Origin of the sequence: Falsirhodobacter halotolerans, from assembly GCF_022899245.1 — a bacterium.
In the GTDB taxonomy this organism is placed as follows: domain Bacteria; phylum Pseudomonadota; class Alphaproteobacteria; order Rhodobacterales; family Rhodobacteraceae; genus Falsirhodobacter; species Falsirhodobacter halotolerans.
This window is the reverse complement of record NZ_JALJAZ010000001.1, coordinates 2,555,420-2,576,801: the sequence shown is the minus strand read 5'-3', so window position 1 is coordinate 2,576,801 and position 21,382 is coordinate 2,555,420. Positions and strand designations below refer to the sequence as shown.

Below are 21,382 nucleotides of genomic sequence, written 5' to 3'. Positions count from 1 at the left end.
GCACGCTCTGCGCCCGCTGGCAGGACGGAAGCGCCCCCACCCCCCTTTGGGCCGAGATCGAGGATTTCGCCACCACCTTCGGGCCCCGGCGCGGCGGAAGCGGGCAGGTGCATCTTCTGGACGGACGGCCTCTGCACTGCCGGTTCGACCGGCTGGCCGGCGGCGCCACGCTGGTCGGGTTTCGGATGGTGGACGGGGTGCGGCGCCCGTCCCGCGCCAAAGCCATGGCCTGACCTCTTGCGCGTCGGGCGGGGGGGCGTCATCTTGGCGCGATGACGCCGCACACGCTTTTCCTGCCCCTGGCCACCGAAGACGACACCGCCCGTCTGGGGCGCGATCTGGCCGCGATCCTGATGCCGGGCGATTGCTTGCTGCTGACCGGCGGGATCGGCATGGGCAAGACCCATCTGGCCCGTGCGCTGATCCGGGCCCGCACAGGCGAACGCGACATCCCCTCCCCCACCTTCACGCTGGTCCAGACCTATGACGGCGAACCCGATCTCTGGCACGCCGACCTTTATCGCCTGTCCCACCCCGACGAGGCGATAGAACTGGGCCTGACCGAGGCGATGGAGACGGCGATCACCCTGATCGAATGGCCCGACCGGTTGGGCGATCTGGCCCCGACGGACGCGCTGCATCTTGCCCTGACGGCCGAGGGCGAGGGGCGGCTGGCCACCCTGACCGGCCCGCCCGTTCTTCTGGACCGTCTGCGCCACCAACAGTCGCTGGCGCTGCTGAAGGCGGCGGGATGGGGCGATGCGGCCCGCGCCCCTCTGGCGGGCGACGCCTCGGCCCGCCGATACGAACGGCTGACCCAAGACGGGGCCACGGCGGTGCTGATGGACGCGCCGCCCCGCACCGGCGACGATCCGGCGGAGTTCGTGGCGGTCGCGCGGCACCTGCGGGGTCTGGGCCTGTCCGCCCCCGACATTCTGGCCGAGGATCTTGCCCGAGGGTTCCTGCTGCTGGAGGATCTGGGCGACGCCCTTTATGCCCGCGAGCTGGATCAGGGCGCGGATGAGATCGCCCTTTATACCGCCGCCGTCGATGTCCTGGCCCATCTGCACCGCGCCCCCGCGCCCCATGGCCTGCCGGATCTGCGCGCCGCCGATTGGGCCATGGCCATCGCCCCCGCCTTCGACAGCTATCGCCGCCATGCCTTGGGCGAGGCGGGCGATGCGGATGCCGTATGCGCCGCCCTGACCCGCGCGCTGACGGCCCATGCCGATGGCCCGCGCGTGATGATCCTGCGCGACTATCACGCGGAAAACCTGCTTTGGCTGCCGGATCGCGCGGGCGTGGCGCAGGTGGGGCTTCTGGATTTCCAACTCGCGCAGATGGGGCAGCGGGGGTATGATCTGGTCTCCCTGCTGCAGGACGCCCGCCGCGACGTGCCCCCCGCCACCGAGGAGGCCGTCCTGCGCCATTTCGACCCCACCCTCGCCTTTCGCGCCGAATACGCCGTTCTGGGCCTGCAGCGGAACCTGCGGATCCTTGGCATCTTCGCCCGATTGGCGGTGGAAGGGGGCAAGCCCCGCTATCTTGCGCTGATCCCCCGCGTCTGGGGCCATGTCCAACGCAACCTGACCCATCCCGCGCTGGCCGAGGTGGCCGCCCTTCTGGACCTGCCCGCCCCCACGCCCGACATTCTGGACAGGATCGCCCGATGCCGCCCCTGATGCTGTTCGCCGCCGGCAAGGGCACCCGCATGGGCGTGTTGACCGCCGATCGCCCGAAACCGATGATCTCCGTGGCGGGTCGACCGCTGGTCGATCACGCGCTGGACCTGGCGCGGGGGGCGGGCATCACCCGCATCGTCGCCAACACCCATTACAAGCCGGAGCCGCTGCGGGCCCATCTGCCCAAGGACATCGTCATCTCGCACGAGGATACGCTTCTTGAAACCGGCGGCGGGCTGCGCGCGGCCCTGCCTCTTCTGGGCCCGGGACCGGTGATGACGCTGAACACCGATGCCGTCTGGACCGGGGCGAACCCGCTGTCCAAGCTTATGGCCGCCTGGGATCCCAAGCGCATGGACGGGCTTTTGCTGCTGCTGCCCGCGCCCTGCGCCACCGGCCACAAAGGCACGGGCGATTTCCTGCGCGACGGCGCGCGGCTGACCCGGGCGCGGGGGCAGGCGGGCGACGTCTATCTTGGGGCGCAGATCGTGAAACCCGACGGCCTGCACGCCATTCCCGACGCCGCCTTTTCCATGAACCGTCTGTGGGACGGGATGATCGCGGAAGGGCGGCTGCACGGCATCGTGCATGATGGCGGCTGGTGCGACGTCGGTTACCCCGAGGCGATCCCCTTGGCCGAGGCGCTGCTTCATGGGTGAGGTCTGTCATGTCCCCCTTGGCGTCGATTTTCCCGCCGCCGTGGTCGCCGGCCTGCGCGCCCGCATGGCGGATCAGCCGCCCGAGGCGATGGCCCGCGTCACCCTGTTCCTGAACACCGCGCGGATGCGGCGGCGGGTGGTGGAGTTGTTCGTGGCCCAAGGCGCGGGGTTTCTGCCGCGCATCCACCTGCTGGGCGATCTCGCGGCCCTGACGCCCGACCTGCCCGATGCGGTTCCGCCGTTGCGGCGGCGGCTGGAACTGGCGCGCCTGATCACCGCGCTTTTGGCGGTGCAGCCCGACCTTGCCCCCCGCGCGGCCCTGTTCGATCTGGCCGACAGTCTGGCCGAGCTGATGGGCGAGATGCAGCAGGAAGACGTGCCCGCCGAGGCGATCGCGGCCTTGGATGTCTCGCATCATTCGGCGCATTGGGCGCGCACGCAGGCGTTCCTGAACATCGTCGCCCCGCTGATGGAGGGGGAGCCGGACGCCACGGGGCGGGAACGTCTGGCGGCGCTGGCGCTGGCGCATCGGTGGCGGGTGCATCCCCCACCGGGGCCGGTGATCGTCGCAGGCTCCACCGGGTCGCGCGGCACGACCGCGCTCTTCATGCGGGCGGTCGCCGGGTTGGAACAGGGGGTGCTGATCCTGCCGGGGTTCGACACCGACCTGCCGCTGGACGTATGGGACAGCCTGTCCGACGCGATGACCGCCGAGGATCATCCGCAATACCGCTTTCATCGTTTGCTGACCGATCTTGGCCTGTCGCCCGCCGCCGTGCGCCCGTGGACGGGCGATGCGCCCGTGGCCGCCGCCCGCAACCGGCTGGTGTCGCTGTCGCTGCGCCCCGCGCCGGTGACGGATCAATGGCTGGCCGAAGGGCCGACCCTTGGCGATCTGCGCACCGCCACCGCCGCCATGACCCTGATCGAGGCGCCGCGCCCCCGGGCGGAGGCGCTGGCCATCGCCCTTGTCCTGCGGCGCGCGGCGGAAGAGGGGCGGCGCGCGGCGCTGATCTCTCCCGACCGGAACCTGACGCGGCAGGTGACGGCGGCGCTGGACCGCTGGGGCATCCGGCCCGACGATTCCGCGGGCACGCCCTTGGCGCAATCCGCGCCGGGGCGGCTGATGCGCCATGTCGCCCGCCTGATGGGGCAGCGCCTGACGCCCGAAACCCTGCTGATCCTGCTGAAGCACCCGCTGGCCGCCACCGGGGCCGATCGCGGCAACCACCTACGCTGGACGCGCGAACTGGAACTGACCCTGCGCCGGAAAGGCCCGGCCTTTCCCGATGCCGACGGCCTTCTGGCTTGGGCCCGCGCGCGGGACGAGGAGGGGGTCGAGGCTTGGGCGGCCTGGATCGGCACAACGCTGGAGGGGCTCGACACGGTCGGCCCGCGCGATCTGGCGGCGCATCTGGAACATCATCTGACCGTTCTGTCCGCCCTTGCCGCCGGGCCGGGGCAGACGGGCAGTGGCGATCTGTGGGCGAATGCGGCGGGGGCCGAGGCGCTCTCCCGCCTGTCCGATCTGGAGCGCGAGGCGGGGCAGGACGAGGGGCATCCGATGTCCCCCGCCGATTACGTCGATCTGTTCGACAGCGTCCTTGCGCGCGGCGAGGTGCGCGAGCCGGTGCAGTCCCATCCCGGCATCATGATCTGGGGCACGCTGGAGGCGCGGGTGCAGGGCGCGGATCTGATGATCCTCGGCGGTCTGAACGATGGCATCTGGCCCGCGATGCCCACGCCCGACCCGTGGCTGAACCGCCAGATGCGGCTGGATGCGGGGCTGCTTCTGCCCGAACGCCAGATCGGCCTGTCGGCGCATGACTACCAGCAGGCCATCGCCGCGCCCGAAGTGATCCTGACCCGATCGGTGCGCGATGCCGAGGCCGAAACCGTGCCGTCGCGCTGGCTGAACCGGATGCAGAACCTGATGAGCGGGCTGCCCGCGAACCACGGGCCGCAGGCGTTGCGCGCCATGCAGGCGCGCGGCGACGTCTGGCTGGACATGGCCGAACGGGTGGATGCGCCCGATGCCCCCATGCCCCCGGCGCACCGCCCCGCCCCCCGCCCGCCGGTGGCCGCGCGCCCGCGCGAACTGCCCGTCACCGCCATCGCGCGGCTGATCCGCGACCCTTATGCCGTCTATGCCCGCAGCATCCTGAGCCTCTTTCCCCTGGACCCGCTGCGGCACACGCCCGACGCACGGTTGCGGGGCGAGGTGCTGCACAAGATACTGGAAATCTTCGTGCGCGAAGGGCCGGACGCAACGCGCAAGGACGCTCGCGCCCGCCTGTCGGCCACCACCGACCGCGTGCTGGACGATCTGGTGCCATGGCCCGCCGCCCGCGCCCTTTGGGCGGCGCGGATGGACCGGGCGGCGGATTTCTTTCTGGATCAGAACGCGGGCGACGGCACGCCGCTGGTGCTGGACCGCGACCGGGGGCGGATGACGCTGACCGGCCTTGATTTCACGCTGACCGCGCGGCCCGACCGGATCGACCGGCTGTCGGACGGGCGGCTGCACATCATCGACTACAAGACCGGCACGCCCCCCACGGCGAAACAGCAGGCCGTCTATGACAAGCAATTGTCGCTGACGGCGCTGATCGCGGCGGAGGGCGGCTTTGCCTTCGGTCCTTCCGAGGTGGCGCGGGTCAGCTATATCGGTCTGGGCACCAATCCCAAGATCGAGGCGACCGAGATCACGGACGAATTCCTGGGGCAGGAGCGCGAGAAGCTGCATGCCCTGATCGGCCGTTATGCCCATGCCGAACAGGGCTACACCTCGCGCCGCGCGCTGTTCGAATCGCGCCTGTCGCAGGATTACGACCATCTGGCCCGTTTCGGCGAATGGGAGATGCAGGACCCGTCGCAGCCCGAGGATGTCGGCCATGGATGACGCCACCCGCCGCCAGATCACCGCCGCGCGGCCCGACGCCTCCACCTGGCTGTCGGCCAATGCGGGATCGGGCAAGACCCGTGTGCTGACCGACCGCGTGGCGCGGCTGCTTCTGGACGGGGTCGCGCCGCAGCGCGTCCTGTGCCTGACCTATACCAAGGCGGCCGCGACCGAGATGCAGAACCGCCTGTTCCGCCGCCTTGGCGAATGGGCGATGCTGGAGGATGGGCCGCTGGCCGCCGCGCTGACCGCGCTTGGCGTGCCGACCCCCGCGCCCGATACGCTGGCCCGCGCCCGCCGCCTGTTCGCCCGCGCGATTGAGACGCCTGGGGGCCTGCGCATCCAGACGATCCATTCGTTCTGCGCCTCGCTTCTGCGGCGGTTTCCGCTGGAGGCGGGGGTGTCGCCGCAATTCACCGAAATGGACGATCGCGCCGCCCGCCTGCTGCGCGCCGAAATCGTCGAGGATATGGCCGACCGTCTGGCCCCCGAGGCCGTGGCCGGTCTGGCCCGCAGCTGGACGGGCGAGGATTTCGAGCGGCTGACCGACCAGATCGCCGCCACGCGCGACGGGTTCGGCGGCGATGTCGCGGCGGCGGCGGGCCTGCCGGAGGGCGTGACGGCGGACACCCTGTTGGCGGACGTGTTTCTGGGCGGCGAGGCGGAGTGGCTGGGCCAGATCGCCAATTTGCTGGCGGCGGGATCGGCGACCGAGGTGAAGGCCGCGCCCCGTCTGCGGATCGCCGCACCTGACATGGCGGCGCTGGCGGAACTGGAGGGGGTGCTGCTGAACGGCGCAAAAGCCGAAAAGGCGGGTCCGTTCACCGCCAAGGTCGGGACCTTCCCCACCAAAGGCACGCGCGCCACCCTTGGGCCCTTGCAGGATCGTCTGGAAGACCTGATGCGCCGCGTGGAAACCGCCCGCCCCCTGCGGCTGGCCTTGCGTGTGGCCGAGCGCAGCCGCGCGCTGCACGCCTTTGCCGCCGTGTTCCTGCCCGAATACGACCGGCGCAAATCCGCGCGCGGCTGGCTGGATTTCGACGACCTGATCCGGCGCACGGGCGCGCTGCTCAACGACCCTTCGGTGGCCGAATGGGTGTTGTTCCGGCTGGATGGCGGGATCGACCACATCCTGGTGGACGAGGCGCAGGACACCTCGCCCCAGCAATGGCAGGTGATCGAGCGTCTCGCGCAGGAATTCTCGGCCGGGGAAGGCGCGCGGGACGTGGAGCGGACGATCTTCGTCGTCGGCGACAAGAAGCAGTCGATCTACTCCTTCCAGGGGGCGGATGTGGCGGCGTTCGACCGGATGAAGACCCATTTCGCCGCGCGGCTGGACGGGGCGGGCGTAGCCTTGCAGGATCTGCAGCTGGAACATTCGTTCCGGTCGTCCTCGGTCGTGCTGGATCTGGTGGACCGGACCTTTGCCGACGCCCCGCCGCAGGCCGTGGGCGGCGCGATGCACCACATCGCCTTTCGCGACATTCCGGGGCGGGTGGACCTGTGGCCGGTCATCGACCCCTCCGACACGCCCGAGGACGAGGACTGGTCCCGCCCGGTCGACCTGATTTCCGACGAACACCATCACGCGCGGCTGGCCAGCCAGATCGCCCGTCGGATCGCCCGGATGATCGAGCAGGGGGTGCAGATCCCCGAGGGCGGCGGGATGCGGCCCTGCCATGCTGGGGATTTCCTGATCCTCGTCCGGGGGCGCGGCGGGGTGTTCAACCCGCTGATCCGCGCCTGCAAGGCGGCGGGGCTTCCCATCGCCGGGGCCGACCGGCTGAAACTGGCGGCCGAACTGGCGGTGAAGGATCTGACCGCCCTTCTGGCTTTTCTGGCCACGCCCGAGGATGACCTGTCGCTGGCCGCCCTGTTGAAATCGCCGCTGTTCGGCTGGTCGGAGGATGCGCTGTTCCGGCTGGCGCATGGGCGGACGGGCTATCTCTGGGCCGTGCTGCGCGGGACCGACGATCCGGCGGTGGCGGTGCTGGGGGACATGCGCAACCACGCCGATTTCCTGCGCCCCTATGACCTGATCGAACGGATGCTGACCCGCCATGACGGCCGCCGCCGCCTTCTGGCGCGGCTGGGGGCCGAGGCGGAGGATGGAATCGACGAACTGCTGTCGCAGGCCATGGCCTATGAACGCACCGACGTGCCCAGCCTGACGGGGTTCCTGAGCTGGCTGACCTCGGACGAGGTGGAGGTGAAACGGCGCATGGACGGGGCGGGGCGGATGATCCGCGTGATGACCGTGCATGGCGCCAAGGGGCTGGAGGCGCCGATCGTCATCCTACCCGATCTGGCCGATCATCCGGTGCGCGACCGGGCCGACCTGATCCCGATGCCGGAGGGCCCCGCGCTTTGGAAAGCGAGCGTTGCCGAGGCACCGCCGACGCTGGCCGCGACGCTGGCCGACCGGGCGGAGGCGTCGAAGGCGGAATCGCTGCGGCTCCTGTATGTTGCGCTGACCCGTGCGCAATGCTGGCTGATCGCGGCGGCGGCGGGCAAGGTCGCGGATGAGGGCAACTGGTACAACCGCATCCGGCGGGGGATGGAGGCGGCGGGCGCGGTCCCGTGGCAGGGCGGCTTGCGGCTGGAGGGGGGCATCTGGCCCGACCCCGCGCCGGGGGCGACAGAGACGGTGCCCATGATCGCCCCCCTGCCCAACTGGGCCCGCGTTCCGGCGCATATCCCGCCCCATGCGCTGCCCCCCTTGTCCCCGTCCGACCTTGGCGGGGCGAAGGCCTTGCCGGGCGAAGGGTTGGAGGAGGAGGCCGCCAAGCTGCGCGGCACCCATCTGCATCTGCTCTTGGAACATCTGCCGCAGGCCGAGGATCGCGCGGCCACCGCCACCCGCCTGCTGCCCGACACAGACACGGCCCCCCTCATGGCCGAGGTGGAGGCGGTTCTGGCCGCGCATCAGGGCGTCTTTGCCGCCGATACCCTGGCCGAGGTGACGGTGACCGCCGATCTGGACGGCACCCCGATGATGGGGGTGATCGACCGTCTGATCGTCATGCCGGACCGCGTGCTTGCGGTGGATTTCAAGACCAATGCCACCGTGCCCGCCACGCCCGATCAGGTGCCCGAAGGCCTGCTGCGCCAGATGGGGGCCTATGCCCGGGCGCTGGCCGCGATCTATCCCGACCGGGGTGTCGAAACGGCCATCCTCTGGACGCGGACCGGGGCGCTGATGCCCCTGCCCGACCGCCTGACATCGGCGGCGCTGGCCCGCGCCTTGACGGCTGCGGGCGGCATACCTACGTCGTGAACAATAAATTCAGGAGAACGCCCATGGCCACCGTTGCCGTTACCGATGCCACCTTCGACGCCGAAGTGCGTCAGTCGGACATTCCCGTCGTCGTCGATTTCTGGGCCGAATGGTGCGGCCCCTGCCGCCAGATCGGCCCGGCGCTGGAAGAACTTTCGGCCGAATACGAAGGCAAGGTGAAGATCGTGAAGGTCAATGTCGACCAGAACCCCGTCACCCCGTCCGAACTGGGTGTGCGCGGCATCCCTGCCCTGTTCATGTTCAAGGGCGGCGAGGCCGTGTCGAACAAGATCGGGGCCGCGCCGAAGGCCGCGCTTGCCAACTGGATCAAGAGCGAGATCTGAAACTGCGGCGCCTTCGGGCGCCCTTTTCGCCGATGCCTCCCCCCACGGGTTGAGGCGCAGATGCGTCGCCGCCATATAGCGGGCAAGACGCAGACAGGAGACCCAAATGTCCGACAAAGATTTTCCCGGCTGGCACGGCACAACCATCATCGGCGTGCGGCGGGGTGACGAGGTGGTGATCGCGGGCGACGGGCAGGTCAGCCTTGGACCGACCGTCATCAAGGGCACGGCCCGCAAGGTCCGCCGTCTGTCCCCCGGCGGGCGCGACGTGATCGCGGGGTTCGCCGGATCGACCGCCGACGCTTTCACCCTTCTGGAACGTCTGGAAAAGAAGCTTGAATCCTTTCCCGGCCAGTTGGCACGGGCCAGTGTGGAACTGGCGAAGGACTGGCGGACGGACAAGTATCTTCAGAAGCTGGAAGCCATGCTGATCGTCAGCGACGGGACCGAACTGCTGATCATCACCGGCGCGGGCGACGTGCTGGAGCCGGAGCATGATGTGGCGGCCATCGGATCGGGCGGCAACTTCGCCCTTGCGGCGGCACGGGGCCTGATGGCCACGGATCTGCCTGCCGAGGGGATCGCCCGGCAGGCAATGGCCATCGCGGCGGACATCTGCGTTTACACCAACGGCAATCTGACGGTGGAACGCATTGCCCGCCCCTGACGGCTTACAACTGGACGGTGGCCTTCTTGCCTTGGGCGTCGCTTTTGGGGTCCGAGAGGCCAAGGGCGGTCTTCACGCCCGCGATCAGGCTGGAGCTGTCCTCCCAGATCTCGGCATGGTCGGGATCGAAGCGGATCAGGGCGATCTTGGGGTCGTCCTTGCCATCATACCACGCGGCGATGTGGCTGTTCCACAGACGGTCGATGGTTGCCCGGTCATCGGTGATCGACACGTTGCCGTGGATGCAGGCCCAAAGGTCATGCCCCTTGGACGCGTAATGGGCGAAGGCCGCGCTGCCCGCATGGGCGTGTTCGACCATGTCGTTCGTCTTGGTGGTGAAGATCCACAGCGTCCGGTTGTCGCCATCGGTGATGACGGTCATCGGGCGGGCGTGGCCATGTTCCGCGTTGGACAGGCCCAGAAACACCGTCGCGTGGTCGTCCAAGGCTTTCCACAGTTTCTTTTCAAGTTCTGCCGGTGTCGGCATGACGCTTCCTCCATTGATTTTCAGACCAACGAAACGCCCGTGGCGAATGTTCCATGTGCGGCGTGAAGGAGATACGATGACTGACCTCACCCCCCGCGAGATCGTGAGCGAGCTGGACCGTTTCATCATCGGCCAACGCGATGCCAAACGGGCCGTGGCCGTGGCGCTGCGCAACCGCTGGCGGCGCAAGCAGCTGGGACCGGAGCTGCGCGACGAGGTCTATCCCAAGAACATCCTGATGATCGGGCCGACCGGCGTCGGCAAGACGGAGATCAGCCGCCGCTTGGCGAAACTGGCCCGCGCGCCGTTCCTGAAGGTGGAGGCGACGAAGTTCACCGAAGTCGGCTATGTCGGGCGCGACGTGGAAAGCATCGTTCGTGATCTGGTGGATGCCGCGATGATCGAGACGCGCGAATGGATGCGCGAGGATGTGAAATCCCGCGCCGCCCGCGCCGCCGAAGACCGGGTGATCGAGGCGATCGCCGGCAAGGACGCGCGTGAGCAGACGCGCGAAATGTTCCGCCAGCGCCTGAAGGCGGGCGAGTTGGACGCCCATGTCATCGAGATCGAGGTGCGCGACACCTCCAACCCGCTGGGCAACATGGACATTCCGGGCCAGCAGCCCGGCATGATGCAGTTGGGCGATATCTTCGGCAAGGCGCTTGGCGGGCGCACGACGAAGAAGAAGATGACCGTGTCCGAGAGCCACGACGTCCTGATGAACGACGAGGCCGACAAGCTGTTGGACGACGAAGCGGTCAAGGCCGCGGCCTTGGAGGCGGTGCAGCAGAACGGCATCGTCTTCATCGACGAGATCGACAAGGTCTGCGCCCGCACCGACAACCGCTCAGGCGATGTCAGCCGCGAGGGGGTGCAGCGCGATCTTCTGCCCCTGATCGAGGGGACGACCGTGTCCACCAAGCACGGGGCGGTCAAGACGGACCACATCCTGTTCATCGCCTCGGGCGCGTTTCATGTGGCCAAACCGTCCGACCTGCTGCCCGAACTTCAGGGCCGCCTGCCCATCCGGGTGGAGTTGCAGGCCCTGACCGAAGGGGATTTCGTCCGCATCCTGACCGATACCGACAATGCCCTGACCCGCCAGTATTCCGCGCTGATGGCGACCGAAGGGGTGGACGTGACGTTCACCGAGGACGGCATTGCCGCCCTGGCGCGGATCGCGGCAGAGGTGAACGGCTCGGTCGAGAATATCGGCGCGCGCCGGCTTTACACCGTGATCGAGCGGGTGTTCGAGGAGTTGTCCTTCACCGCCCCCGACAAGGGGGGAGAGGCGCTGGCGGTCGATGCCGCCTATGTCGAGGCGCATCTGGGATCGCTGGCCCGCAGCACCGACGTCTCACGCTACATGCTGTAGATCAGCGCCCCGATCCACAGACCCGCCCCGAAAACGACATGGGCGGCCAGACCCAACCCCCGTGCCACCCATGGCGCGGGGGTTTTGCTGGCGGCGATGCCGTTGCCCATGCCGGGCGACATCAGGAACCATCCGGCCCCGATGGTGACGACGCCGACGATAAGCGCCGGACCAAAGGTGGGCGCGTCCAGCCAGCCGCGGCCCCATATGAGCGGGATTGCCGCGGCATAAAGGATGCCGATCAGGTAATGCACGGCCCACCCAATGGCGGATTCCGCCGGAATGGGGTGGGCATGGTCCATGTCGCGGTGTCGGAACCGGCCATGAGCCATATGACCGAACCAGCGGCCCGCCATGTCCCATCGCGGGGCGGGCGCACCCCGCAGGCGGGCGATCAGAAGCCCCCACAGATCGAAGATCGCCGTGGCGACGGTGCCGATCACCACGCTGGCCGTCAGAAGCTCCATCGCTCACCCCCGCCGCAGATAGACATACATCGCGCCCGCACCGCCGTGTTTGGCATGGGCCTCGGCCACCTGCTGCACGACGGGGCCGAGGGGGGGCAGGCGCAGCCACATCGGCACCTGATGGCGCAGGATGCCGGTGCGCACGGGGATAGGGCCCCCGTCGTCCCGCCGCTTGCCCTTGCCGGTGATGACCAGCACCAGCCGATGGCCCCGCCGATGCGCATCCAGGATGAAATGCACCAGTTCGGGATGCGCCTCGGCCATGGTCATGCCGTGCAGGTCGATTCGCGACTCCGGCGCCAGTCGCCCGCGCGACATGCGGGTGAACTGGCGCGCGTCCATCGCAAGGGGTGCCGTGGCCAGCCGTTCGGACACGGTGGGCGCCAGATCGTGCGGGCGGGTGGCGGTGGCTTTCGCACCCACGGTAAAGGCCGCCAGCAGCGATGGGCGGGGCGGGACGGGTGCGGGATCGGCGGTCGGCAGGGGGATGCGGCGGACGGGGTGCATCGCCTGCGCCGTGCGGGCGACGGCGGCCCACAGCTCTTCCTCTTCGGGGCGCAGGGTGCGGCGGCGGCGGCTCATGATGCGGGCCGAAGAAGGGTCATGCGGCCCCGCTGCGCCATGCGGCCTGCGGCGTCGCCCAGATCGGGGCCGCCGCTGCCCATGAAGATGTCGGCGCGGGCGGGGCCGGTGATCGCGCTGCCCGTGTCCTGCGCGATGAAAAGGCGGGTCGTGCCGCCCACCTGCACCAGCACCGGCGCGCCAAGGGGGATGATGGATGGATCGACGGCCAGCGACCGGTGCGCGGTCAGCGGCAGGCCCATCGTGCCGATGGGACCCGCGTCCTCCGGCAGGTCCAGCGGCTGGAAGAAGACGAAGGACGGATTGTGGTTCATCAGCGCGATCCCCTCGGCGGGGTTGGCACGGATCCAGTCCTTCAACGCGGGGGCGGTGGCCTGTTGCACCGTCATCGCCCCGCGCCGCACCATTTCGCGGCCGATGGAGCGGTAGTCGAGCCCGTTCTTGCCCGCATAGCCCACGCGCAGGACGCGCCCGTCCGCCATCTTCAGACGGCCCGAGCCCTGAACCTGAAGAAAGAATGCCTCCGCCGCATCTTCGACCCAGGCGATTTCCAGACCGCGCCCGGCCAGCGCCGCCTCCATCTGTGCGCGGGGGATACGGGGCGGGCCTTCGGGCGGCAAGGCATAGATCGCCTGCGTGAACCGTTCGGTCCGGCGGGGCGCGGCGGCGAGTTCGGGTTCGTAATAGGCGGTGAACAGCGTGTCCGCATCCACGGGCGTGGCGGTGAAGGCGGTCTGAAAGAAGGCGCGGGCGTCCGGGGCGGTGTGGGCGGTGGCGCAGACCGCGTCCCATGTGGCGTCCATGCGGTCGCATCCCGCCGCGAATACGGCAAGGGCCGCCCGAGGATCCTCGGCGGCCCATCCGTCATAGGTGGCAAGGTCCTGCGCGGCGGCGGGGGAAAGGCCCGCCAGCAGCGCCAGGGCGCGGATCATTCCCCCGTCGCGACGAGCCGCCAGTTCGGATCGTCGGCGCCCATGGCCCGCTGGAAGGTCCAGACATCGCGCTGGCGGCGCATGTCGGTTTCGCTTCCTTCCACGATATCGCCGGCGGCATTTGTGACCACGGTGGTCATCTCGGCCTGGAAGCGGACGGTGATTTCGGCGATGCGGCTGTCGGTCAGGAAGGTCGCCTCGTTCACCGCCACCTCGCGGATGCCGATGATCTTGCTGTCCACTACCAGCCCCTGATCGCGGCGGGTGGCGATCGCCTCTTCGAAGGCGGCAAGGACATCGGGGGCGATGAAGCCCCGCACCTCCGACATGTCGCCCTTGTCGAACGCGACGAGGATCATCTCATACGCGCCGCGGGCGCCGCCCAGGAATTCCGACAGGGAAAAAGACGGCTCGGCCCGTTTCATCGCCATCAGCGCGCGGGCGCTGTCGGAGCCTTCGGGAACATGATCGGTGATGTCGCGGCTGTCCTCCTCGGCCACGGGGGCGGGGCCGCTCACAACCGCCTCCCGCTCACCCGGTTGCAGGGGGGGCTTTTCGAACCCTTCGCGCGTGCCAAGAACCGACCGCAGCTTCAGGATCAGGAACACGGCGATCGCCGCAAGGACAAGAAGCTGGATCAAAGTGGCAGAGCTCATGCAGAAACCTCGGATGGGCCGGACGGATTTGGGTTTTGACCCCGATGCCCTTATGTAGGCATCCAAACCGTCCGAGTCCACTCTTGCCCCGCCAAAGAAAGGAATGCCCGCATGTGGCTTTTTGCCCTACTGATCGCCCTTCCGATCATCGAAATCTCGTTGTTCGTCACGGTGGGGGCGGCCATCGGGCTGGGTCCGACGCTGCTTGTCATCCTTGCGACCGGGATCGGGGGCATGGCCCTGATCCGCGCCCAAGGGGGGGCTGCGCAGATGCGGCGGATGCAGGAAGACCCGATGTCGCCCCTGGCGCACAAGGCCCTTCTGGTGATGGCCGGGGTGTTCCTGATCCTGCCGGGCTTTCTGACCGACACGCTGGGGCTTTTGCTGCTGCTGCCCCCCGTGCGCAAGCTGGTGATCGCGCGCATCGCCAAGCGGATCAGGGTGGTCATGCCCGACGCGCCGCAGCGCCCCACCACGATCGATGGCGACTTCGTCGATCTGGATGCGGGCGAGGGCCCCACCCGGCCGACGCATCAGCCGCCTTCGGCATGGACCCGCCACTGATCTTGCTGCTAGAACCCTTGGCAACGTCCACGAGGAGAATTTCATGACCGACACCAACGGCGCCACTCCACCCGAACAGCCGACCCAGGCCGCAGCCCCCAAGATGCAGGCGCTGGCCCAATATGTGCGCGACATGTCGTTTGAGAACATGGTCGCCCAGAAGGGCCTTGGCGGCGCGGACGTGCAGCCCGACATTCAGGTTCAGGTCAGCCTGGATGCCCGCAAACGCGGTCAGGCCGGGCAATTCGAAGTGATCTGCAAATACAAGGTCACGTCCAAGAACCGCAACGGCGGCGATACCCTGTTTCTTCTGGAACTGGATTACGGCGGGCTGTTTCAGGTGGAAGGCGTGTCGGAGGAACAGCTTCATCCGTTCCTGCTGATCGAATGCCCGCGCCTGCTGTTTCCGTTCGTGCGCCGGATCATTTCGGACGTGACGCGCGATGGGGGGTTCCCGCCGCTGAACATCGACAATATCGACTTCGTGAAACTCTATCGTGCAGAGTTGCAGCGGCGCGCACAGGCGCAGGCGGCCGCACCGGAAACGCCCACGACCGTGTCGTAAGTCAGCCCCGGCGGCGCCAGATCGCCGCCTCGCCCATCTTGTCCACGAAGGCCGCATGGGCCGCGGCTTCGGCCTCGGTCAGGCGAGGGGGCAAGGGGGTGGCCCGGGGACGGGGCCGCCATGTCTGGTCCGCAAGGTCCGTCCTGGCGGTTTGCGCCTGCGACAGGACCAGATCGGGCTGCCGTCCGCCGATCAGTTCCAGATAGACTTCGGCCAGAATCTCGCTGTCCAGAAGCGCGCCGTGTTTCGTGCGTGATGAATTGTCGATGCCGAACCGGCGGCACAGCGCGTCCAGCGAAGCCGGAGAGCCGGGAAACCGCCGCCGTGCGATGGCCAGACTGTCCACGGCCTGCGCCATCGGCAATTCCGCCAGCCCCATGCGCGACAATTCGAAATTCAGGAACTTCATGTCGAAGCTGGCATTGTGGATGACCAGTTTCGCATCGCCCACAAACTCCACGAACTCGCGCCCGATTTTTGCGAAGACCGGTTTGTCGCGCAGGAAATCCTCGGAAATGCCATGCACCTCGAACGCCTCGGCGGGCATGTTGCGCTCGGGGTTGATGTATTGGTGATAGGTGCGGCCCGTGGGCATGTGGTTGAACAGCTCCACCCCCCCGATCTCCACGATCCGGTCGCCGGTGAAGGGGTCAAGGCCGGTGGTTTCGGTGTCGAGGACGATCTCACGCATGGGGCAGGCTCCGGTGATAGGCGATGAGGGCGTGGACCTGCGCGCGGGTGGCGTCAAGGTCCAGCGTCTCGATGATATGGGTGGCGCGGGCGCGTTTGTCCGCATCGGGCATCTGGCGCGCCATCATGGCCGCGAAATGGTCCGGCGTCATATGCGGGCGCGCCAGAACGCGGGCGCGTTGCAGGGCAGGCGGCGCGGTGACAAGCAGGGTCGCGTCGAACGCCCCCTCGGTGCCGTTTTCGAACAGAAGGGGGATGTCGAACACGGCCAGATCGCCGGGCGGGGCAAAGGCCGCACGGTCGGCGGCGACCAAAGGATGCACGATGGCTTCGATCCGGGGCAGCGCCGCAGGGTCCTGCGCGATCCGGGCGCGCAGGGCCGCGCGGTCCACGTGATCGGTCACCGCCTGCGGAAAGGCCGCCCGCATCGGCCCGACCGCCGCACCCCCCGGGGCATAGAGGCGATGGACGGCGGCATCCGCATCCCAGACCGGCACGCCCGCATCCCGGAACATCGCCGCCGTGGTGCTTTTGCCCATGCCGATGGACCCGGTGAGGCCGAGGCGGATCATCCCAAAACGAAGGCGCGGGTGGCCTCGTCCACCTCGGGCGTTTTGCCGAACCACCGTTCGAACCCCGGGGCGGCCTGATGCAAGAGCATACCAAGGCCGTCCACCGTGACGCAGCCCATGGCGGCGGCTTCGTCCAGCAGAGTGGTGCGAAGGGGGGTATAGACGATGTCCGTCACCGTGGCCGTGGGCGACAGCGCGTCCAGCGGGATGCGGAAATCCGGCTTGCCCGCCATCCCGAGCGAGGAGGTGTTCACGACGGTCGTCGCATCCTCCAGCATGTTGGCCGCCTGGATCCAGTCCTGAACCACGACGCGGGGGCCGAAATCATGGCGCAGCCCTTCGGCGCGGGCGCGGGTGCGGTTGGCGATGCGGATCTCCGGCACGCCCGCCTCAATCAGCGCAGCGACGATGGCCCGTGCGGCGCCCCCGGCGCCGATCACCGCCGCGGGGCCGGCCTTCGGCTGCCATTCGGGCGCGTTCTGGCGCAGGTTGGCGATGAACCCCGTGCCGTCGGTGTTGTCGGCATAGATGCGTCCGTCGGGCAGGAAGGTCAGCGTGTTCGCCGCCCCGATCAGGGCGGCGCGGTCGGTCACCACATCGGCGATCTTCAGCACCGCCTCCTTGTGCGGGATGGTGATGTTGACGCCGACGAATCCCGCCTTCGGCAGGTGCCGCAACACCCCGGCCAGATCGTTGCCACCGACATCCATGGGCACGTAATGCCCCTTCAGGTCATAGCGGTTCAGCCAGTATCCATGCAGGCGGGGCGACCGGCTGTGGGCGATGGGATGGCCGATGACGCCGGCCAGCGGAATGCGGTCGGTCATGTCGCGATCGCCCCCCGTTGCCCCAGCCAGGCCAGAAGCGGCAGCATCGGCAGGCCCAGAATGGTGAAATGATCGCCGCGTATCTCGGTGAACAGGCGCACGCCCTCCTCCTCCAGTTTGTAGCCGCCGACGGAATGGCGCACGCTGTCCCAGTTCCGCGCAAGGTAATCGTCCAGATAGGCATCCGACAGCGGGCGCATGGTCAGCTTCGCCTCGGCAACATGGCGCCAGACGGGGCGGGCGTTCTCATAGGCGACGATGGCCGAGATCAGCATGTGGCTGCGCCCGGCAAGGGTGGCGAGTTGATCGCGCGCTTCCTCCTTGGTTTCGGGCTTGGCGAACACGGTGCGATCCATGGCCAGAACCTGATCGCATCCCAGAACCCGCGTGTCGGGATGGCGGTCCGCAATCTTGCGGGCCTTCATCTCGGCCAGCGTGTCGGCCACGTCGCGGGGATGGGCGTCTTCGGCCTGCAGCGCAAGGCGAATGGATTTTTCATCCACCCGCGCGGGCAGGGCGTCGAACGCAATGCCGGCCTGACGCAAAAGCTGGCAGCGGGTGGCGGAGGATGTGGCAAGAATAAGGCGCATTGTGGCGGGGCGAATCTGTGGAGGAATCAGGGTCGAATCGGGAGGATCGCCTCTTGGGAAAATTTCCCGGTCTGCGAGGTGTGGGATAACCCCGCCCTCAAGTCAAGCTTCCGGGGCCTGTTATCCACCTGTGCGTGGGCGCATATCCGACCTGTGGACAAGCGGGGCACCCCCATGGCATCCATCACTTTCCCCCATTTTATTCACAGGCGATTTCTGTAAGTTTTTTTCAAGCTGGATTGGGTGAAGCCGTGAGGGATCAGGGTGACATCCCGATGATTGTCCCCAGTCTGGAAATGTCCGCAAAGGGCTGTGGAACACGCGCTGGATTCAGTTATCCCATGCCCCTACTTCATCATCATCCTTTCTTTCTCTATTCTTATTTTATTTGAAGGATGCCCGATGACCGACCTGTTGTTCGCCGCCTATCCCTGGATCAAGGCGTTTCACGTGATCGCGGTCATCGCGTGGATGGCGGGGCTGTTCTATCTGCCGCGGCTTTACGTCTATCATGCCGAGAATGACGTGCCCGAAGCGCTGTTCCAGACGATGGAGCGGCGGTTGCTGCGCGCCATCATCAACCCGGCGATGATCGCCACCTGGGTGTTCGGGCTGTGCCTGGTCTTCACGCCGGGGATCGTCGATTGGGGGCAGGTCTGGCCCTGGACCAAGGCGGCGGCGGTTCTGGGGATGACCGGCTTTCACGGGTGGCTGGCCGCGCGGCGGCGGGATTTCGAATTGGGGCGCAACCGCCTGACGGGCCGCACCTATCGCATCATGAACGAGGTGCCGACGCTGCTGATGGTGGTGATCGTGATCTCGGTCATCGTGCGGTTCTAGTTGACTCGGGGGCGGCAAGGGCATAGGAACGCGGCCAGCGGGGCCGTCCGGCCTGTCGCTCTTTCCATTCCGACGTGACCGCGGCCTGCCATTTTCGGCAATGCGCCCCAACATCGATGTATTCCCCCGTATGACCGATACCCCCGTTTCCATTGAACGCCTGAACCTGTCCGATCTGAAGGCCAAGACGCCGGCCGACCTTCTGGCCATGGCCGAGGAGTGGGAAATCGAGAACGCCCCCTCCATGCGCAAGGGCGAGATGATGTTCTCGCTTTTGAAAGAACATGCCGAGGAAGGCTGGGAAATCGGCGGCGACGGCGTGCTGGAGGTGCTGCAGGACGGATTCGGCTTCCTGCGCAGCCCCGAGGCGAACTATCTGTCCGGCCCCGACGACATCTATGTCAGCCCCGACATGATCCGCCAGTTCAGCCTGCGCACCGGCGACACGGTCGAGGGCGTCATCAAGGCGCCAAGCGAGAATGAGCGGTATTTCTGCCTGACCAAGGTGCAGAAGATCAACTTCGACACGACCGAGAATGCCCGCCACAAGGTGCATTTCGACAACCTGACCCCGCTTTATCCCGACGAGCGGCTGAAGATGGAGGTCGAGGATCCGACGGTGAAGGACCGCTCCGCCCGCATCATCGACCTGGTGTCGCCGATCGGGAAGGGGCAGCGGGCGTTGATCGTGGCACCGCCGCGAACGGGCAAGACGGTTCTGTTGCAGAACATCGCCCACAGCATCGAGACGAACCATCCCGAATGCTATCTGATCGTGCTGCTGATCGACGAACGTCCCGAAGAGGTGACGGACATGCAGCGGTCGGTGAAGGGGGAGGTCGTCTCCTCAACCTTCGACGAGCCGGCGACGCGCCACGTGGCCGTGGCCGAGATGGTGATCGAGAAGGCCAAGCGTCTTGTGGAACACAAGCGTGACGTGGTCATCCTTCTGGATTCGATCACCCGCCTGGGCCGCGCGTTCAACACCGTCGTGCCGTCCTCCGGCAAGGTTTTGACGGGAGGTGTGGACGCCAACGCGCTGCAACGCCCCAAACGCTTCTTCGGCGCCGCCCGCAACATCGAGGAGGGCGGGTCGCTGACCATCATCGCCACCGCGTTGATCGACACCGGAAGCCGCATGGACGAGGTGATCTTCGAGGAGTTCAAGGGCACCGGCAACTCCGAGATCGTGCTGGATCGCAAGGTGGCCGACAAGCGCGTCTTCCCGGCGATGGACATCCTGAAATCGGGCACGCGGAAAGAGGATCTGCTGGTCGAGAAGACGGATCTGCAGAAAACCTATGTCCTGCGCCGCATTCTGAACCCGATGGGCACCACGGACGCGATCGAATTCCTGATTTCGAAACTGAAACAGACCAAGTCGAACTCGGATTTCTTCGATTCGATGAACACCTGACGGGAGGCTGGACGGATGGATACGATCTTCGCCCTCGCCACGGCCCGGGGGCGGGCCGGGATCGCGGTCATCCGTCTGTCAGGTCCCAAGGCCTTCGCAGCCGTGCAGGCGATGAATGTCGCGCTGCCGGTTCCACGTTGGGCGGCATTGCGCCGCCTGTATGACGGGGATCTTTTTCTGGACGAGGCGGTGGTGCTTCTGTTCGAGAAGGGGGCGAGCTTCACCGGCGAAGATGTGGCCGAACTGCATATCCACGGCAGCATTGCGATCACGGCCGCCGTTCTGGATGCGCTGGCCCGTCAACCGGGCCTGCGTCTGGCCGAGGCCGGGGAATTCACCCGCCGTGCCTTGGACAACGGCCGGCTGGACCTGACGCAAGTGGAAGGGCTTGCCGATCTGATCGACGCGGAGACCGAGGCTCAGCGAAAGCAGGCGCTTCGTGTGCTCTCGGGTGCCATCGGGCAAAAGGCCGACGAATGGCGCCGCAAGCTGATCCGGGCGGCGGCCTTGGTGGAGGCCACCATTGACTTCGCGGATGAGGATGTCCCGGTCGATGTGACCCCGGAGGTCACCGACCTCATCAACCAGGTTCGGACGGAGCTGCAACAGGAGATCGACGGATCCTTCGCGGCAGAACGTATCCGGGATGGGTATGAGGTGGCGATCATAGGGGCGCCGAATTCTGGAAAATCTACTCTTTTGAATAGGTTAGCTGGCAGGGAGGCGGCAATTACGTCCGATATCGCTGGCACGACACGGGATATCATCGAGGTTCGGATGACCTTGTCCGGCCTTCCGGTGACGTTTCTGGATACGGCCGGACTGCGTGTGGCAAATGATCACGTCGAGAGAATTGGAATTGAGCGTGCGATCGAACGCGCGGGCCGCGCGGACCTGCGGGTGTTTTTGGACGATGGTCAGCCGCTTGGCCTTCAACCGTTGCCAATCGATATCGTGGTTCGGGCGAAAGCGGACGTGGATCAGTCGGACGGTGTTTCCGGTCTGACGGGGCAGGGCGTTGACCGACTGATAACCGACATCTCACGGATCTTGGCCGACGTGAGTGCCAACGTTGCCACGATCACGCATGTTCGGCACCGCACGGCGCTGACGGTGGCCTTGACCGAGCTCAACGCCTTGACGGGCGACTGGTGTTCACAAAGTCCTGAGATTGGGGCCATGACGTTACGGCAGGCGACCTTGGCGTTGGACAGCCTGATCGGACATGTTAATGTTGAAAATCTGCTTGATGAGATTTTCCTAAGTTTCTGCATTGGTAAGTAGGGT

21 protein-coding genes and 2 pseudogenes are annotated in these 21,382 nt (G+C 67.3%); 14 read left to right on the top strand and 9 right to left on the bottom strand.

Annotation, left to right across the window (positions count from 1 at the left end; genetic code table 11):
- The 8 genes and pseudogenes from MU449_RS13425 to hslV form a co-directional block, all read left to right on the top strand.
- Positions 1–233: pseudogene (locus tag MU449_RS13425) on the top strand (PAS-domain containing protein); the annotation flags it as partial.
- Between the two features lie 39 nt (positions 234–272).
- Positions 273–677 (top strand): annotated as a pseudogene (gene tsaE, locus MU449_RS13420) (tRNA (adenosine(37)-N6)-threonylcarbamoyltransferase complex ATPase subunit type 1 TsaE); the annotation flags it as partial.
- A gap of 24 nt (positions 678–701) precedes the next feature.
- Complete coding sequence (locus MU449_RS13415; protein WP_244739086.1) at positions 702–1,682, top strand: aminoglycoside phosphotransferase family protein; 981 nt, start codon at positions 702–704, stop codon at positions 1,680–1,682.
- Positions 1,670–2,341, top strand: a complete 672-nt coding sequence (locus MU449_RS13410) for a nucleotidyltransferase family protein (RefSeq protein WP_244738891.1) — start codon at positions 1,670–1,672, stop codon at positions 2,339–2,341. Before MU449_RS13415 ends, MU449_RS13410 begins: the two co-directional genes overlap by 13 nt.
- Positions 2,334–5,243: a double-strand break repair protein AddB gene (gene addB, locus MU449_RS13405; RefSeq protein ID WP_244738890.1), complete on the top strand. Its 2,910-nt coding sequence runs from the start codon at positions 2,334–2,336 to the stop codon at positions 5,241–5,243. The genes MU449_RS13410 and addB overlap by 8 nt, the downstream gene beginning before the upstream one ends.
- Positions 5,227–8,520, top strand: coding sequence for a double-strand break repair helicase AddA (addA, locus tag MU449_RS13400; RefSeq protein WP_244738886.1), 3,294 nt, complete (start codon positions 5,227–5,229; stop codon positions 8,518–8,520). Before addB ends, addA begins: the two co-directional genes overlap by 17 nt.
- Before the next feature lie 23 nt (positions 8,521–8,543).
- Positions 8,544–8,864: a thioredoxin gene (gene trxA / locus MU449_RS13395; protein ID WP_244738885.1), complete on the top strand. Its 321-nt coding sequence runs from the start codon at positions 8,544–8,546 to the stop codon at positions 8,862–8,864.
- Between the two features lie 106 nt (positions 8,865–8,970).
- Complete coding sequence (hslV, locus tag MU449_RS13390; RefSeq protein ID WP_244738883.1) at positions 8,971–9,531, top strand: ATP-dependent protease subunit HslV; 561 nt, start codon at positions 8,971–8,973, stop codon at positions 9,529–9,531.
- Between the two features lie 4 nt (positions 9,532–9,535).
- On the opposite strand, the gene MU449_RS13385 is transcribed toward hslV, so the two are convergent.
- Positions 9,536–10,018 carry a pyridoxamine 5'-phosphate oxidase family protein gene (locus MU449_RS13385; RefSeq protein WP_244738882.1) on the bottom strand — a complete coding sequence of 161 codons (483 nt, stop codon included), beginning with the start codon at positions 10,016–10,018 and terminating at the stop codon, positions 9,536–9,538.
- A gap of 76 nt (positions 10,019–10,094) precedes the next feature.
- Here MU449_RS13385 and hslU point away from each other — a divergent pair, with 76 nt between their 5' ends.
- The gene (gene hslU, locus MU449_RS13380) at positions 10,095–11,393 is read left to right on the top strand and encodes an ATP-dependent protease ATPase subunit HslU (RefSeq protein WP_244738881.1); all 1,299 of its coding nucleotides are present in this window, start codon (positions 10,095–10,097) and stop codon (positions 11,391–11,393) included.
- Here hslU and MU449_RS13375 read toward each other — a convergent pair.
- The 4 genes from MU449_RS13375 to MU449_RS13360 are packed head-to-tail and all read right to left on the bottom strand — an operon-like array spanning position 11,381 to position 14,030.
- Positions 11,381–11,860 carry a DUF2938 domain-containing protein gene (locus tag MU449_RS13375; protein WP_244738880.1) on the bottom strand — a complete coding sequence of 160 codons (480 nt, stop codon included), beginning with the start codon at positions 11,858–11,860 and terminating at the stop codon, positions 11,381–11,383. The genes hslU and MU449_RS13375 overlap by 13 nt on opposite strands.
- 3 nt (positions 11,861–11,863) lie before the next feature.
- On the bottom strand, positions 11,864–12,442 hold the full coding sequence (locus tag MU449_RS13370; RefSeq protein ID WP_244738879.1) for a Smr/MutS family protein: 579 nt from the start codon (positions 12,440–12,442) through the stop codon (positions 11,864–11,866).
- The gene (gene mltA / locus MU449_RS13365) at positions 12,439–13,374 is read right to left on the bottom strand and encodes a murein transglycosylase A (RefSeq protein ID WP_244738878.1); all 936 of its coding nucleotides are present in this window, start codon (positions 13,372–13,374) and stop codon (positions 12,439–12,441) included. The genes MU449_RS13370 and mltA overlap by 4 nt, the downstream gene beginning before the upstream one ends.
- Positions 13,371–14,030 (bottom strand): Tim44/TimA family putative adaptor protein, encoded by a 660-nt coding sequence (locus MU449_RS13360; RefSeq protein WP_244738877.1) that lies wholly within the window; start codon positions 14,028–14,030, stop codon positions 13,371–13,373. The genes mltA and MU449_RS13360 overlap by 4 nt, the downstream gene beginning before the upstream one ends.
- Before the next feature lie 111 nt (positions 14,031–14,141).
- On the opposite strand from MU449_RS13360, the gene MU449_RS13355 reads away from it, so the two are divergent.
- Both MU449_RS13355 and secB read left to right on the top strand, forming a co-directional pair.
- Complete coding sequence (locus tag MU449_RS13355; RefSeq protein ID WP_244738875.1) at positions 14,142–14,594, top strand: FxsA family protein; 453 nt, start codon at positions 14,142–14,144, stop codon at positions 14,592–14,594.
- A 43-nt stretch (positions 14,595–14,637) separates the two neighbouring features.
- Entirely contained in the window at positions 14,638–15,159 is a 522-nt protein-coding gene (gene secB / locus MU449_RS13350) for a protein-export chaperone SecB (RefSeq protein WP_244738874.1), read from the top strand.
- Between the two features lies 1 nt (position 15,160).
- Here secB and dnaQ read toward each other — a convergent pair whose 3' ends face one another.
- Genes dnaQ through MU449_RS13330 form a run of 4 tightly spaced genes read right to left on the bottom strand, consistent with a single transcriptional unit; the run spans position 15,161 to position 17,838 of the window.
- On the bottom strand, positions 15,161–15,850 hold the full coding sequence (dnaQ, locus tag MU449_RS13345) for a DNA polymerase III subunit epsilon (protein ID WP_244738873.1): 690 nt from the start codon (positions 15,848–15,850) through the stop codon (positions 15,161–15,163).
- Positions 15,843–16,421 (bottom strand): dephospho-CoA kinase, encoded by a 579-nt coding sequence (coaE, locus tag MU449_RS13340; protein WP_280517663.1) that lies wholly within the window; start codon positions 16,419–16,421, stop codon positions 15,843–15,845. Before coaE ends, dnaQ begins: the two co-directional genes overlap by 8 nt.
- Complete coding sequence (locus tag MU449_RS13335; protein ID WP_244738871.1) at positions 16,418–17,248, bottom strand: shikimate dehydrogenase; 831 nt, start codon at positions 17,246–17,248, stop codon at positions 16,418–16,420. The genes coaE and MU449_RS13335 overlap by 4 nt, the downstream gene beginning before the upstream one ends.
- The gene (locus MU449_RS13330) at positions 17,245–17,838 is read right to left on the bottom strand and encodes a Maf family protein (RefSeq protein WP_244738870.1); all 594 of its coding nucleotides are present in this window, start codon (positions 17,836–17,838) and stop codon (positions 17,245–17,247) included. Before MU449_RS13330 ends, MU449_RS13335 begins: the two co-directional genes overlap by 4 nt.
- A 402-nt stretch (positions 17,839–18,240) precedes the next feature.
- Between MU449_RS13330 and hemJ the strand changes: the two genes are divergently transcribed.
- From hemJ to mnmE, 3 genes are all read left to right on the top strand, one after another.
- The gene (hemJ, locus tag MU449_RS13325) at positions 18,241–18,678 is read left to right on the top strand and encodes a protoporphyrinogen oxidase HemJ (RefSeq protein ID WP_244738869.1); all 438 of its coding nucleotides are present in this window, start codon (positions 18,241–18,243) and stop codon (positions 18,676–18,678) included.
- Between the two features lie 130 nt (positions 18,679–18,808).
- Complete coding sequence (rho, locus tag MU449_RS13320) at positions 18,809–20,095, top strand: transcription termination factor Rho (RefSeq protein WP_244738867.1); 1,287 nt, start codon at positions 18,809–18,811, stop codon at positions 20,093–20,095.
- A gap of 15 nt (positions 20,096–20,110) precedes the next feature.
- Positions 20,111–21,379 carry a tRNA uridine-5-carboxymethylaminomethyl(34) synthesis GTPase MnmE gene (gene mnmE / locus MU449_RS13315; RefSeq protein ID WP_244738865.1) on the top strand — a complete coding sequence of 423 codons (1,269 nt, stop codon included), beginning with the start codon at positions 20,111–20,113 and terminating at the stop codon, positions 21,377–21,379.
- Positions 21,380–21,382: the final 3 nt, after the last annotated feature.

Bases quoted from the DNA above. Each gene is read 5' to 3' on its own strand.
- MU449_RS13410 (WP_244738891.1), top strand. From the start codon at position 1,670: ATGCCGCCCCTGATGCTGTTCGCCGCCGGCAAGGGCACCCGCATGGGC.
- addB (WP_244738890.1), top strand. From the start codon at position 2,334: ATGGGTGAGGTCTGTCATGTCCCCCTTGGCGTCGATTTTCCCGCCGCC.
- addA (WP_244738886.1), top strand. From the start codon at position 5,227: ATGTCGGCCATGGATGACGCCACCCGCCGCCAGATCACCGCCGCGCGG.
- trxA (WP_244738885.1), top strand. From the start codon at position 8,544: ATGGCCACCGTTGCCGTTACCGATGCCACCTTCGACGCCGAAGTGCGT.
- hslV (WP_244738883.1), top strand. From the start codon at position 8,971: ATGTCCGACAAAGATTTTCCCGGCTGGCACGGCACAACCATCATCGGC.
- MU449_RS13385 (WP_244738882.1), bottom strand. From the start codon at position 10,018: ATGCCGACACCGGCAGAACTTGAAAAGAAACTGTGGAAAGCCTTGGAC.
- hslU (WP_244738881.1), top strand. From the start codon at position 10,095: ATGACTGACCTCACCCCCCGCGAGATCGTGAGCGAGCTGGACCGTTTC.
- MU449_RS13375 (WP_244738880.1), bottom strand. From the start codon at position 11,860: ATGGAGCTTCTGACGGCCAGCGTGGTGATCGGCACCGTCGCCACGGCG.
- MU449_RS13370 (WP_244738879.1), bottom strand. From the start codon at position 12,442: ATGAGCCGCCGCCGCCGCACCCTGCGCCCCGAAGAGGAAGAGCTGTGG.
- mltA (WP_244738878.1), bottom strand. From the start codon at position 13,374: ATGATCCGCGCCCTGGCGCTGCTGGCGGGCCTTTCCCCCGCCGCCGCG.
- MU449_RS13360 (WP_244738877.1), bottom strand. From the start codon at position 14,030: ATGAGCTCTGCCACTTTGATCCAGCTTCTTGTCCTTGCGGCGATCGCC.
- MU449_RS13355 (WP_244738875.1), top strand. From the start codon at position 14,142: ATGTGGCTTTTTGCCCTACTGATCGCCCTTCCGATCATCGAAATCTCG.
- secB (WP_244738874.1), top strand. From the start codon at position 14,638: ATGACCGACACCAACGGCGCCACTCCACCCGAACAGCCGACCCAGGCC.
- dnaQ (WP_244738873.1), bottom strand. From the start codon at position 15,850: ATGCGTGAGATCGTCCTCGACACCGAAACCACCGGCCTTGACCCCTTC.
- coaE (WP_280517663.1), bottom strand. From the start codon at position 16,421: ATGATCCGCCTCGGCCTCACCGGGTCCATCGGCATGGGCAAAAGCACC.
- MU449_RS13335 (WP_244738871.1), bottom strand. From the start codon at position 17,248: ATGACCGACCGCATTCCGCTGGCCGGCGTCATCGGCCATCCCATCGCC.
- MU449_RS13330 (WP_244738870.1), bottom strand. From the start codon at position 17,838: ATGCGCCTTATTCTTGCCACATCCTCCGCCACCCGCTGCCAGCTTTTG.
- hemJ (WP_244738869.1), top strand. From the start codon at position 18,241: ATGACCGACCTGTTGTTCGCCGCCTATCCCTGGATCAAGGCGTTTCAC.
- rho (WP_244738867.1), top strand. From the start codon at position 18,809: ATGACCGATACCCCCGTTTCCATTGAACGCCTGAACCTGTCCGATCTG.
- mnmE (WP_244738865.1), top strand. From the start codon at position 20,111: ATGGATACGATCTTCGCCCTCGCCACGGCCCGGGGGCGGGCCGGGATC.